Raw genomic sequence first — 13,143 nt, 5'->3', positions numbered from 1 at the left:
ATATACTAATTACTTACATCGCATCCATACTTGCTTAATCTCTTAAAGAGGCTGTTCAAAAACACCAGTTTTTAGTCAAACAGCAACGTCAAAGAGCTAGAAGAGATTCCATAATTGGAAATAAAAGTAGTTCATAGACATTAGATATCCTTCAAAACTCCCATTTATTAGTTTAACTCCTGATTTCGGGCAGACATATCCTTTGTGTCGTAATGCTCTTTTCGTCACCACGAAACCAAGCAGTGTAGTTTCTTGATCGAGTCCATCGAATATAAGGGCATGGCCATCGTCGCATTCCGGTCTTCCTTCAGGAGAGCAGTGTTTAGCTGCCAAACGCGCAAGTAAAGGAAAACCCTGCCGGCAGTCTCCTCTTTATTCTATAACCACCAGAATATCCCCCAGATTATAGCTCTGTTCAACCCTCTCCCCTTGTTGGTTGGTATAGGCCACATCGATATTCAAATTCTTCAGTCTGTCCCGCAAGCCATTTTCCCCAATCTCTCTGATATAGACAACAATCTCAGCAGAATAGTGAGCGAAATTTTCAGAGGAATTATCCTGACTAAAACTGCTGGAGAACCAATGTACCTCAGGTGTCAGCACATCAGTTATTTGCCGGTCTTCAGGAAAACTTAGTTTCCTGTCATCAAGCCCTTGCACTTTAAGCGTCAGATCCAGCCTGCGAAAATCATCGATTGAGGGATTTTCTATCTCTGAAGTACCTACTTCCAGATATTCCTTCTCCGTTAAATGCCTCAGTTCGGCAATTGGGGATATCACCCTGGTTTTTTCAGAAAGAGGGTTTTGCTCAAACCACCTTACCCCCGCAGCAATTGAGCCGTTTTTTACTTTCATTTGATCCACGATTTCCATCATCTCTTGCTTAGAGATTTCCAGGGGATGGCTGACCAAAACATCAATGGTTCCGTATTTGGCCAGTTCGCGGCGTATATCTTCGATACTGGTGGTAGCCGCCGTCAGATCATAAATCTCCTCCGCCGTTTTATTGCGGTTCGTCCCCTGAAGAAGGGTGTAGTAGATAGCATTGCTGCCGGTTAGCTCCGGATTGCGCCAAACATAGAGTTCCAAGCCTTTCATTGTAGCTTGGGCTTGTGTTGTATCCGAACCCAGCAGCTTGACCACCTCGATCAGCTCTTCCAAGCTCCTTTGATCCTTGGCAAACTGCCTCACATCCCCACCGGCCACCCGCTCAGCATCAGCACGGGTATAGCTGAATTGAAAGGGTGTGGAAGAAAGCAGTTTATTATGCCAGAACCCGGTATGGGTCACCTGATCCAGATTATCGATCAGGGCAAAAAGCAGGATAGAGTTTCTCAAGAACTGATCTTCACTAACCTCAAGAGCATCATCTTCCAGATCGTAGTAAGACGTCAAGCCATAGGGAGGATTATCCGTTGACAATACGAAGCTGCCTCGGGTTATCCCCTCGGGCAGGGGCAACCCATTGAGCAGGGCACCCACCTTTGAGTTATTTCCCACATAGGGGGTTTTGTTGTTCAGCAAATACTCAACATTATACGAAGAAGCGGCGGCTTGAAGGTCCGATGTGTTTTGTCTGCTCAGTGGGTTGGAGATAAGCACCACTACCAAAATCAAGAGGGCAATAGCGGAAACACTTAAAGCCCAAAAGGATGGCTTGCGGTAGTTGAGGATATTTTTAATCCGGGCTTTCACATTGCTTTCCCCAAAAGCCAAAGGGGTTGGTCTGGGCATTTTCTTCTGAGCCGCTAAAGCCAGCAATGAGGAGCTGTAGCTGATGACTTCTCCGTTCTCCGCCCTTTCCACAACCCGTTCATCACAGGACATCTCCATATCCTTAGTGAACAAAGAGAAACAGACCCAGATCAGCGGATTGAACCAGTGGATCACCAAGGCAAAATAGGCTAAGGGTTTAATGATATAATCCAGGCGTTTGATATGAACCTGCTCATGGCGTATGATGTATTCCCGCTCACGCCCTGTGATCCTGAGAGGCAGATAGATCCTGGGCTTGATAAAGCCACAGACAAAAGGCGTTTGAATTAAGTCCGTTTCGTAAATGTTATCTTCGACCCAAGTCGCGGTGCTGATCCGGCTCAATAAGCGCTGATAAGAAAAGATGGCATAACCAAGCAAAACCACTATCCCGGTCAGCCAGACCAGACCGGCCAAAGAAATCCAAACCTGCATCGGGTTGACGCTGGCATAGGGAGTTGCCGCAGGCAGTACGGCATTGATTCCGGCGTTCACACTGTCTATTCCCGTATTCACCTGAGGAACAGCCATCAGCCCGATTTTACGGGGAATATACTGAGCAGCAGAAAAGGTATTATCGACGTGGTTGGAACCGATAAGCCCCAATAAACTAAAACCAGAGGAAAAGCTGACAGGGCAAATCAGCCGGAAAAGTACAATCGACCAAAGGGCATAGGAAAATAGTTTAGGTGCCTTGCGCAGAAGGAAACGGGCAGCCAGCACAGCCAGCGCCACATAACTGGCTGTCACACTCATATTGAGCACGGTCATAAACGCATCTTCATAAAATATGCCCATCATCTAGCCTCCTTATGACGGTCAATAAGGCGCTTCATCTCTTCTGCTTCCTCGGCGGAAAGCGTCTTATCATCAAGGAAAGCGGCGATGAATTTGGGCAAAGAACCATTGAAGGCTTTTTCAACAACCGTTTCACTCTCATATTTTTGAACTTGCTCCCGTTTGATAATCGTGGAAACCTGGGAATTCACATTCTGCAGGATTCCACGGTCGCTCAGCTTGCGCAGTACTGTATATGTAGTGGTTCTTTTCCAGCCCAACCTCTCCTGACACAGCTCGGTAAGCCTTCGGGCACTGAGCGGCTCTGCTTCCCAAACGATGCACATAAACTTAAATTCCGCATCAAACAGTTTATATTGTTCCATAATCCTCCTCACTTTCGTCTATTCCAATAGACAACATCAGTCTATCATAATAGACAAACGTTTTCAATCAAGTTTTAAATACTAAATTCGCCGCGCCAACCGTCAATTTATTACAATTGCAATTGATTCCAGGTCACTTTTCATATACAATAACTTAGTTAAAAGGTGAGAATTCTAACTATTAATCTCTTGCCTTAATGCAACAATGCAGTTTTTACTGTTGGGAACTTCCTGAGCAGGAGTCTTTGGCACCATCCTGGATAAAAAAAATCACGGTAAAATTATCAGCGTTCTTTATCAGCATGATTACCTGACCTTAACTGAAATCGGTAAGCGGCTCGATATGAAAAAAATTTAGAGGAGCTACATTATGAATAAGAATTTAGAAATGCGCGACGAAAAGATCAGTAAACTTCTTTGGAAATTTTCCTTGCCGGCGATCATCGCAATGCTGGTCAATGCCCTTTATAATATTGTCGACCGGATTTTTGTCGGTCAAGGTGTGGGATCTGTAGGGATTGCCGCCACAACGGTGGCATTTCCGATTATGATCATCATGATGGCAACGTCCATGTTGATTGCCATCGGAGCCACAGCCCTCATTTCTATCCGCCTTGGCGAACAAAAGAAAGAAGAAGCTGAAAAGATCGCCGGCAATGCCACTGTCTTGCTCATTTTACTTCCGCTCCTGCTGGCAGCACTTTATCTGGCTTTCACCGATCCCATCCTGAAGTTGTTCGGAGCCAGTGAAGCAGTTTTGCCCTATGCCCGTGATTTTACTCATATCATTATGTTGGGTTCAGTCTCCGGTTCGATTGCCTTTGGTATGAACAACTTCATTCGGGCCGAAGGAAACCCCCGCTATGCTATGCTGACTCAGATCATTGGTGCAGTAATCAACACGATCTTAAACTACATTTTTATCTTTAAACTCGGTTTAGGTATTAAAGGCTCTGCTTTAGCTTCGATTTGCGGTCAAACTATATCCGCGCTTTTCGTTCTTGGTTATTATCTTTCAGGCCGCAGTACGATTAAAATCTACTTGAGAAATCTCAAGCCCCAATTGCCTATTGTCCTGGGTATTCTTTCAATCGGATTTGCTCCCTTTGCCATGCAGATCGCCAACAGCGTTCAACAAACGATTTTGAACAAAACTCTGATGGTCTATGGCGGAGACCTGGCCCTTTCTGCCGTTGGGATTATTATGAGTATTGCTACATTAATATTCATGCCCATTGTTGGTATCAGCCAGGGTGCTCAGCCTTTAATCGGCTTTAACTATGGTGCAAAACAATATGACCGGGTTAAAGAAACTTTAAAGAAATCAGTGTTTGTCAGTACCATTATGGCCGTGACCGGCTTTATCGTTATTCTGATCTGGCCTGATCAAATTGTGGGGCTTTTCAGCAAGGGGGATCTGCCGCTTACCGAGCTTACTGTCCATGCGATGCTGACATTCTTTGCCCTTCTTCCCCTCATCGGTGTCCAAATTCTCTGTTCCAGTTACTTTCAAGCCGTGGGCAAACCTGTTCAATCCACTCTGCTGAGTCTTTCCCGCCAGGTATTGTTGTTCATCCCGCTCCTGATCATTCTTCCTCGCTTTTGGGGAATCGAGGGAGTATGGAGAACAGCTCCAATAGCAGATACTTTGTCTGTTCTGATTACAGTTACAGTTATCCTGTTTGAGATGAGAAATCTCCCCAAAAGTACCTCTAAGCCGGTGGAACAGTCCTGAAGGTGATTTTGTAAAAACTCTTCAATTCTCAAAATTCAAAGTGGGTACAGGTAACAAGAAGCGTCCTTCTCTCACTATAAAAGTGAGAGAAGGACGCCTTTCACTGATACAAATTAATTTTAATCAACCACTTTCCATGTATCTCCTACAAGTAATTTTACCTTCGGAATGATTTCCGGGACAGAGAGTTTTTATATAGATTTGTAATGACAACGTAAAGCAAATCAGGGAATTTTTTGAATAACTGCATATAATACTATATAATCTAAGTATAGAAAGGGGTTGGTATTGTGGCTAATACAACCAACTTAAATATTCGAGTGGATGAGGAATTAAAACGCAAGGCTGAGGCCATATTTGCTGAGCTAGGGCTTAATATGTCCACAGCTATGAATATTTTCCTGCGTTATTCCGTTCGCTACGGCGGCATTCCTTTTGACCTCCGCATTGAACAACCTAATGCTGAAACCTTGGCTGCTATTGATGATGTCAATAACAATCGCAATATGAGCAAAGCCTTTGACAGCGTCAGTGCTTTAATGGAGGATCTATATCACTCCTGACTGGCTGCTAATTTATAAAGTTGAAAAGGACATCTTGATATTGTCTTTGACACGAACAGGAACACATAGTGATTTATTTTAATGAGTTTACTCTAATACTCATGGAGATTAACCGAAACATTTCTATTCAGTTTACCTTCAACCCGACACTTTCCAACACCTCCTCGATCGTGCAATTCGTGTGACTACTCTGCCCGACCCACTCAATATATGAAAATCCCCCGGCATAGCTTAACGGAACAAAAACAGACGCAAACGAGACACTTCCTTGTGAAGCGCCTCGTTTTTCATTCCCCTATCGGTTTAGGGTATGGGGCCGCCCACAAAAAACCTGCTCTCCGGTCACGGATGCCCCGGCTCCATGAAGGGTCACTTTGTCACCATTCAGGTAATAGTTTGTCGTAACTCCATTAACGGTTTTCTGAGTTCTGAACTTTCAGTTGAATCCTTTCCATAACATCCACGCAATGCGATGTCATCTATTACCAACAAGTCATCTTCCATCATTCTCTGCTTAATTTTATAATTTCCTTACCTGACACGTAAATTATGTCTAGTAAGTAACTTATTAATTGTCATTGTCACTCTTCTGTAAATTATGCTATTCGTTCTTTAGAATTTTTTGCCGATATAAAAGCTGCCATCAGTAGTTGAGGAACCAAGCACATAATACAAATGATTGCTAAGGCTTTAGGAACATTCTCAAACCCTCCATAGCTGCCATTCACTCCGTGGTTGTACATATAACAATTAATTTGGGTGCCTACCACGAATAGAAAAAGTCCAGCAAAACTCGTTATAGTAGACATTAGACCAGTTTTAACACTTCTACTGATTCGGTATACGACAAGGAAGCTAATGATATTGACAACAACCAAGAGCAGAGCAAACCTAATACGAGGGAATACCTCCATAAAGTAAATAGCTGTCAGGATAAAACCTTGACACCAAATTATGACTTTACTTATATTCCTCGGAGCAAAAATAGCTGCAAATGAAGATATGGTCACAAACACTCCAACTAGGTAAATTAGTTCTCCTAGCATTGGGATATTTATCCCAAGCACTATTTGGTCTCCCACCCCAAGAAGCCGTAATAGACTGTTGCCCATATCCGCTGTTCCCAAAATACCTAGAACTAAAAGTATTCCTATACTCATGCCAATAAGCCCAGGCCTATGAACACGGTCAAGTTGCTCCCCAACAACAATAGGGTCGCCCATCTCAGCAATTGCCTTGTCTGTTGCCTCTTCTTCATTAAGTCCATCACTAATGAAGGCGTTCTTTTGATCAATTATATGGTTTTCGATTTCCTCTAAAACAGAAGATTGAGCCTTTTTCCAACGTATCTGTCGGCACACAACTTCCAAATACTCGGTTATTTTACTAGGTTGCAAAACCCGCACCTCCCAAAACAGCATTTACAGCAGCAGTAAATGTTTCCCATTCTTCTTTTTTCTCGTTCAAATGCTTGCGACCTTTTTTGTGATACTGTAATACTTTCGTACCCTCGCATTATCAACAGTCTCTTCGTAAGAAGTGAGCATATCCTTTTGCTCTAAGGTGTGGAGCAATGGATATAACGTTCCTGCTTTTAACTCAAAAGTATTGTTTGACTTTTTTCTGAGTTCTTCAATCATCTGGTAGCCGTACATATTTTTTTCGTCAAGTAGCTTTAAGATAAGTATGGTGGTACTTCCAGTTAAAAGACTTTTATTGATTGCCATATTCGGGCCTCCATATATAGATAATCTATATTAGTATAGTATATAGATTATCTATATATGTCAATAAAAAAAATACAGGAATGGGAGCCATTTCCTCTAACCGTAACCCCTTGTCGTCCAAAAGGTCTGTTGTTAACCCAACGTATCTCTTTCCGTTTACTGTGTTTATAGCACAGTAGATAATACCATTGAACTCTTTCAAAATATAAGCTCACACACGCTTTTGTTCTGAAAGTCATGTAGGAAGTCAGGCCGTTTCGTGACATAAAAAAAGAGCATAGACTTCGCTAGTCCTGCTCCCTGTGTTACCTGAGTTCCCGAAATTTATAACGAGGGTGGATTCACACCTAAGGCTCTGTAGATACCTTCTTGTTTTTTAGTCACCTCGCCTAGAATACAACCATGTCCTGGGGCCTCAAACAACTCAATGGTGTCCAGTTCATCCAACAGGCCTTGCATTGTCCATGCTTCAAAAAGTCTGGCATCCTGCATTTTCTTTTTTACATAGGATAGATAAATGAGGGCAATAAACTCAACAAAAAGTTTGCCGTTTAGAGATAATTCGGATGAAACCTGCATTCTACGGAAATTCAATCTCTCCTTTAGGTTACCAAAGGCCTTCTCGACAATGTCTTTGACTGTCCATCGTACCTGCTTCCGCCAAGAGCAGAGCAGTATCCACACCCACAGCTCCGCCGACGACGATAATCACGTTTCGCCCCGTTTTTTTACGGCCTAATAATACATCCCACGCCTGAAGAACCTCTGCACCTGCTTCAATTTTGATCGGCGGAGTGATAGGCTGGGCTCCGGTGGCCAGAACAACTCTATTAAACTCGACCTTCTGCACAGCGACCAGAATCTTGTCCGGAGTTGCCTTGATATTATACTGAATCCTTACCCCCAGTTCCCGGCAGGCATTGGCTAAGTAGTCAGCAAAGTATAAGAAATCCTGCCGTCCCGGAGGAGCTGCCGCCAAGGCTAATTGTCCCCCCGTCTGTCCGTTCTCTTCCCAAATGGTAACCTTATGTCCGCCCGGGGCCGCGACCCGCGCAAATTCCATCCCCGCGGCACCGGCCCCAATCACCAGAATCTGTTTGTTAGAAAACCTAACTCTGGAGTATCCGTTTTATCGAGAAAAGGTCACCAACTGTCTTCTGGCCAGATCAGCGAAGACCCCTTCCTTGTCCATAAGTTCCTGATAGGTTCCGCGCTCCACAATTTTCCCCTGATCCATCACCAAGATTTTGTGGCAGTTCATAATCGTGCTCAGGCGGTGAGCAATGACAATCCTGGTTGCCTGCAGCTTATCCAAACTTTGGCTGACAATAGCCTGGGTCCGGTTGTCCAGGGCGCTGGTAGCTTCGTCAAAGAAAATGATCCTCGGTTTATTGACAATAGCCCGGGCAATCATCAGGCGCTGTTTCTGCCCACCGGAGATGGTGCCGGCACCTTCACTGACCATGGTAAACATGCCCATGGGCATTTCCCGGACGTCTTCTTCAATTCCCGCCATCTTGGCCGCTTCCCAGGCGTCGTCGATGGTTAGCCGGGGATTGGCGCCGATTATATTGCTTAAGATGCTGCCGGTCATCAGCTGCCCGTTTTGCAGCACTACACCCAACTGCCGGCGCACAGCCCGGACATCTGCTTTGGCCAGGTCCTGTCCATTATAATAAACCTTTCCCGTTTCCGGTTTTTCAAAACCCAAGAGAATCCGAAAGAGTGTGGATTTACCGCAGCCGGAAGTACCCACCAGGGCGACATAGTCCCCTTCTTTAATTTCAAAGGAAACGTCCTCCAGGACCAGGGGGCCGTCAGTCCGGTAACGGAAAGAGACGTGGCTTACTTCAATTGAACCGTTTAAAACCCGGGGATTAATCTTCTTTTCATCGTCTTCAGGCAGGGTTTCCAAGATCGGTTTGGCCCTTTGGTAGAGAGGAATCACCAGGTTAACGCCGATTAAGGCGTCAGACAATGAAACCATAGAGAGCATAAAGGTCGTAAAGGCCGAATAAAAGCCGACGAACTGACCGGCCGGCAGCGGCTCAGTTAAGGAAGTCAGAGCATAGAAAATAATGATGCTGGAGAGAACCGGAAATATGGAATAAAATGTGGTTAAAACATTGGCCACAGTTTCCCTCCGGAAAACCAGTTTCCGCTGTAAACTAAATTCCCGGGCCCAGCGGCTGAAGGCTCTCTTTTCCGCACCTGCCACCCGGAACTTGATCACTCCGCCAATCAGCTGCAGCATTAAACCGGAGATATGGTTGGAAACCTCCAAGACTTGGCGCTCCCAGCTTACCTTGCGGTAACCCAGATACCCCATAATCAGGACAGCCAGGGCAACCAGTACTGCAGCTGCCAAGGCCAGCCGGGCTTCGTAATAGAATAGCAGAACAAAAGTGAAGACCGAAAAAATGCCGGATAGGATTGTATTAAGGGTTGTTCCTGAAAGGATGACCCTGATCTGGCTGATTCCCATAGCCCGCATGGCCAATTCCCCTGCTGAATATTCTTTGAAGAAGGGCACCGGCAGACTTAGCAAGCGGTTCCAGACCGCCGCCTGGAGTGTTCCGTCCATTTTTCCTTCCAAGCGCATTGTTGCTAAAGAACGGGTCAATTGAAATAACATCGAGGCCAGGGCGGCTGACCCCAGGATCAAAGCAATTTGCAGAAGCGCACCCTTATCTCCTTCAGGAATAATGCTGTCAAAGACGATGCCGGTTGCCAAGGGAACGGCAGTACCCAGGAGTCCTCCCAGAATACCCATGAGCACAATCACCAGCAAGTCCCTTTTCCAGCAGCTTTGCAAACCAAAGGAGAGAAGATCACCCAGTTTAATCGCTCTAGGGTTGAAGGGACGGTAGAAAACATACCCCCACCCTCTGATTTGAGCAGCCGTTTCCCGGTCCACCTTTTTTTGGCTATGTAAGACTGGGTCATGAAGAATATAGGCACCAGGCGAAACAGGGATCAGAGCAACCGGTCTGCCGTCTTCTTCCCTAAACCCCAGGATCGGGCCGCTGTCCTCTTTATACCATTCCTCGTTCAAAGCCACTTCTCTGATCCGGATACTGGAAGCGCGGGCAATTGCGTCTAAGGTAAGCTCCGAGACATAGCCTTCTCTGCCGTCATCATCATGACTATTTAAATCAGGCGTTTCAATTTTGATCTGCATGCTTTGCCCTACCAGACGGCAGGCATCCAGCAGCGGATCGCCGCTTTCCTCGTCGAGACCCCTTTCTTCCTCTTTGCTATTCAGGGAGGCAAGACGAGAAAGTACACTGTCCATCAGCCACAGGTCATTGTCTTTCCTTTTTTGCAGGCGTTTTGCTTCCGTCTGCCTTTTTTCCTGCCAAGATTCTGTGATCGCGCGCAGAGCCAGACTGTGATCATACTCGCTCTGACCAAGGTCCCCTGAAGCTGCAACCTCACTTAAAGCGTTATCGGCCAGATTAGGTTCCCTGCTTTGCCCAATTATCTCGCCGCCAGCGGCTTTCCTCAGATTTTCCAGCCAACAGGCCGTCAACCTGGCTCTTTCCCGGGATATTTCCTCTGACTGAAACTCTTCGAGCCGCTTTGCTTCCAGCCGGATCAGGCTGGAGCCTAGCCGCCCGCATGCCATTAAAGCCGTTTTTTGGGGAAGCTCTTCCGGGGTCAGGCCAAAGAGCAATTCACCGGGTCCGGCTTCAAACAGAAAATTCTTAACTCCCGGCTGGTTATCCATGGACAAAGCCGTTATAAAGACAGTAACTTTCTCCGGCCCGACAAACCAGACGAAACCAGGATCGTCCAGCATTTGCGGTTTGCTGCCCGCTAATAAGACCTTAGTGCCTTCTCTCTCAAAAAAATCTGCAATAGCCATAATTCACCTGCTTTATAAAGAAAACTCGCTTAGTGCCAAGCATATATAAATATCTCTGAAGGCCCCTTTTTGCCGTTCTGCAGATCAGCCGGTTTTGATCAGGCCGGCATAAAGGCCGCCTCGCGCATACAATTCTTCATGAGTGCCCCGCTCGGCGATTTTCCCTTTCTCCAGAACGATAATCTCATCACAGTCCCGGATGGTGCTCAAACGGTGGGCTACAATCACACAGGTACATCCCCGGCGCCGGATATTTTCATCCACTATTTTTTCAGTTAAGGGGTCCAGGGCACTGGTAGCCTCATCCAAGATTATAATTGCGGGATTTTGCACTAAGGCCCTGGCGATCTCCAGACGCTGCCTTTGCCCGCCGCTGAAATTCTTCCCGCCTTCTTCCACCCTTTGGTCATAACCGCCTGCCCGGGATGTGATGTCTTCATGAATACAGGCATCCTTAGCCGCCCGTATCAGTTCGAATTCCGAAACCGTTTCATCCCACAGGGTGATATTGTCCCGCACACTGCCCTCAACCATCCAGATTTCCTGGTCAACCATGGCCAGGGAATTAGTGATCACATCCGGGAGCCAGTCTGACCTAGGGCGGCCGTCCAAGAGGATTTCCCCGGACCAGGGCTTGTAAATTCCAGCCAGAATTTTCGCTACGGTGGATTTACCGCTGCCGGAACCGCCTACCAAGGCGACCCGAAATCCGGGCCTGAGCTTTAAACTGAAATCTTCAATGAGGGAAGGCTCCAGGAGGCTGTAACCAAAGGTGATCCCCTTCAGTTCTATAAAGCCCTCTAACTTTTGCCCAGCCGGGCAAATTCTCCCGCCCTGATCCTTATTCTCAGCATTAACCCTCTCTTCCATTTTCTCTGCGTCTTCCGCTTTTTCTTCGTCCCCTGTTTCCGGCCGGGCAGGGTACTGCAAGACATCGTCCAGGCGGTTCATTTCCCCTTCCACTTCCTGCAGCTCCGCCCCCAGCCCCACAATTTCTGTAACAGGGGTCATAAAGCTGGTCATCAGGCTTTGGAAAGCCACCAGCATGCCGATGGTCAATTGTCCCTCCAGAATAAAAAAGGCACCAAAGGCCAGGATCAGGGTGTTATTAATTCCCGTCAAAAAGGCAGGAAGTACCGCCAGGTATTGGGAAGAAACCCCTAATTCCTGTTCTGAATTCAGAGCTTTAGCCTGATAACCTGCCCACTTGGCAAAAAAGTCCGATTCCGAACCGGTGGCCTTGAGGGTTTCAATAATCTGCAAGCCTGTCATCCCGGTTGCAGTAACCATACTCCGGTCTTTTAAGAGCTTGCTGTTCGTGTCTTTTCGTTTAGCCGCAACCATCTTCAAATACAAAATATTGATGAGAGCAATTGCCAGCCCAACCAAAGCCAAGATGACATTATAATGAAGCATCAAAATAAAATAGAAAACAATCATAATCAGATTTAAAACGGAGGCTGCCAGTTTACCCGAGAGCAATTTAGCTACCCGATCATTGCTCAGCATGCGGGAGGCGATGTCCCCGGCGGAGCGTTGGGCAAAAAACTCCGCCGGCAGCTTTAAAATATGCCACAAAAACCGGCTGGAGGACGCCAGAGCAATTTTAGATTCCAATTTTAACAGGTAATATTGTCGGAGCCAGGTAAGAATCCCACGAACAACCGCCGTCAATCCCATCCCCCAAAGCAAGGGAACCAGCCAGGAATCTTTTCCGGCCAATAGAATATCGTCAACAAAAATCCTAGTAAAAACAGGAAGAATCAAGCCTGGAATGACCAGTGCCAGTCCAGCCAGCACCACATAAAGCAAAGCGGCCTGGGAACCGCGCAGTCGTTTAAGGAGACCGGAGACCAAGCTGGGCTTTCTGCCGCCTTTTTCAAAATCCGGCCTAGGAGTGAAGGTAAGGGTGATACCGGTAAAGGACTGGTTAAATTCATCTTCCGTTACACTCCGCCGGCCGGAAGCGGGATCATTCAAATAAACGTTACCCTTACGAAAGCCCTCCAGGACCAAAAAATGACTGAAGTTCCAGTGAACAATAACCGGCAGGGGCATTTTTTTCAGGCTTTCCGGTTCCTTGCGAAACCCTTTGGCCTCCATACCATACTGCCTGGCTGCTTTGAGGATATTACTGGCCTTACTGCCGTCCCGGGATACACCGCAGGCTGCCCTGACCTGCTCTAAGGGCACATATTTCCCATAGTATCTTAAAATCATGGACAGAGAGGCTGCCCCGCATTCCACTGCTTCCATCTGGAGGACGGTGGGTACCCTGGTTATGGCCGAAGTTATTCCTTTGTTATTTAGCACCTTATTTCTGCCCACTTGC

At 46.4% G+C, this 13,143-nt stretch carries 8 protein-coding genes and 3 pseudogenes; 3 read left to right on the top strand and 8 right to left on the bottom strand.

From position 1 onward, the window contains the following. Window positions 1-372: 372 nt before the first annotated feature. Together DESYODRAFT_RS26600 and DESYODRAFT_RS08745 are read right to left on the bottom strand one after the other, a co-directional pair. Window positions 373-2,556: a M56 family metallopeptidase gene (locus DESYODRAFT_RS26600; RefSeq protein WP_083842141.1), complete on the bottom strand. Its 2,184-nt coding sequence runs from the start codon at window positions 2,554-2,556 to the stop codon at window positions 373-375. Beyond that, complete coding sequence (locus DESYODRAFT_RS08745; RefSeq protein WP_007781956.1) at window positions 2,553-2,918, bottom strand: BlaI/MecI/CopY family transcriptional regulator; 366 nt, start codon at window positions 2,916-2,918, stop codon at window positions 2,553-2,555. The genes DESYODRAFT_RS26600 and DESYODRAFT_RS08745 overlap by 4 nt, the downstream gene beginning before the upstream one ends. Before the next feature lie 370 nt (window positions 2,919-3,288). Here DESYODRAFT_RS08745 and DESYODRAFT_RS08740 point away from each other — a divergent pair, with 370 nt between their 5' ends. The 3 genes and pseudogenes from DESYODRAFT_RS08740 to DESYODRAFT_RS27175 form a co-directional block, all read left to right on the top strand. Beyond that, on the top strand, window positions 3,289-4,653 hold the full coding sequence (locus tag DESYODRAFT_RS08740) for an MATE family efflux transporter (RefSeq protein WP_007781955.1): 1,365 nt from the start codon (window positions 3,289-3,291) through the stop codon (window positions 4,651-4,653). Window positions 4,654-4,943: 290 nt separating this feature from the next. Next, complete coding sequence (locus DESYODRAFT_RS08735) at window positions 4,944-5,216, top strand: type II toxin-antitoxin system RelB/DinJ family antitoxin (RefSeq protein WP_007781953.1); 273 nt, start codon at window positions 4,944-4,946, stop codon at window positions 5,214-5,216. Beyond that, a pseudogene (locus DESYODRAFT_RS27175) lies at window positions 5,203-5,298 on the top strand (type II toxin-antitoxin system mRNA interferase toxin, RelE/StbE family); the annotation flags it as partial. The gene DESYODRAFT_RS08735 and the pseudogene DESYODRAFT_RS27175, both read left to right, overlap by 14 nt. 514 nt (window positions 5,299-5,812) lie before the next feature. On the opposite strand, the gene DESYODRAFT_RS08730 reads toward DESYODRAFT_RS27175, so the two are convergent. The 6 genes and pseudogenes from DESYODRAFT_RS08730 to DESYODRAFT_RS08705 all read right to left on the bottom strand — a co-directional run bounded on the left by DESYODRAFT_RS08730 (window position 5,813) and on the right by DESYODRAFT_RS08705 (window position 13,139). Next, window positions 5,813-6,622 (bottom strand): permease prefix domain 1-containing protein, encoded by an 810-nt coding sequence (locus tag DESYODRAFT_RS08730; RefSeq protein WP_242833572.1) that lies wholly within the window; start codon window positions 6,620-6,622, stop codon window positions 5,813-5,815. After that, window positions 6,603-6,943, bottom strand: a pseudogene (locus tag DESYODRAFT_RS08725) (PadR family transcriptional regulator). The gene DESYODRAFT_RS08730 and the pseudogene DESYODRAFT_RS08725 overlap by 20 nt, the downstream one beginning before the upstream one ends. A gap of 324 nt (window positions 6,944-7,267) precedes the next feature. Then, window positions 7,268-7,579, bottom strand: a pseudogene (locus DESYODRAFT_RS08720) (IS1634 family transposase); the annotation flags it as partial. Beyond that, window positions 7,551-8,030: an FAD-dependent oxidoreductase gene (locus DESYODRAFT_RS08715; RefSeq protein ID WP_042338371.1), complete on the bottom strand. Its 480-nt coding sequence runs from the start codon at window positions 8,028-8,030 to the stop codon at window positions 7,551-7,553. The gene DESYODRAFT_RS08715 and the pseudogene DESYODRAFT_RS08720, both read right to left, overlap by 29 nt. A 42-nt stretch (window positions 8,031-8,072) precedes the next feature. After that, window positions 8,073-10,811 (bottom strand): NHLP bacteriocin export ABC transporter permease/ATPase subunit, encoded by a 2,739-nt coding sequence (locus DESYODRAFT_RS08710; RefSeq protein ID WP_007781943.1) that lies wholly within the window; start codon window positions 10,809-10,811, stop codon window positions 8,073-8,075. An 84-nt stretch (window positions 10,812-10,895) separates the two neighbouring features. Then, the gene (locus tag DESYODRAFT_RS08705; protein ID WP_007781941.1) at window positions 10,896-13,139 is read right to left on the bottom strand and encodes an NHLP family bacteriocin export ABC transporter peptidase/permease/ATPase subunit; all 2,244 of its coding nucleotides are present in this window, start codon (window positions 13,137-13,139) and stop codon (window positions 10,896-10,898) included. Between the last annotated feature and the right edge of the window lie 4 nt (window positions 13,140-13,143).

The organism is Desulfosporosinus youngiae DSM 17734 (assembly GCF_000244895.1).
Classification (GTDB): domain Bacteria; phylum Bacillota; class Desulfitobacteriia; order Desulfitobacteriales; family Desulfitobacteriaceae; genus Desulfosporosinus; species Desulfosporosinus youngiae.
This window is presented reverse-complemented; position numbering and strand designations above follow the sequence as displayed.

Coding starts and splice junctions, on each gene's coding strand:
- DESYODRAFT_RS26600 (WP_083842141.1), bottom strand. CDS start 2,556: ATGATGGGCATATTTTATGAAGATGCGTTTATGACCGTGCTCAATATG.
- DESYODRAFT_RS08745 (WP_007781956.1), bottom strand. CDS start 2,918: ATGGAACAATATAAACTGTTTGATGCGGAATTTAAGTTTATGTGCATC.
- DESYODRAFT_RS08740 (WP_007781955.1), top strand. CDS start 3,289: ATGAATAAGAATTTAGAAATGCGCGACGAAAAGATCAGTAAACTTCTT.
- DESYODRAFT_RS08710 (WP_007781943.1), bottom strand. CDS start 10,811: ATGGCTATTGCAGATTTTTTTGAGAGAGAAGGCACTAAGGTCTTATTA.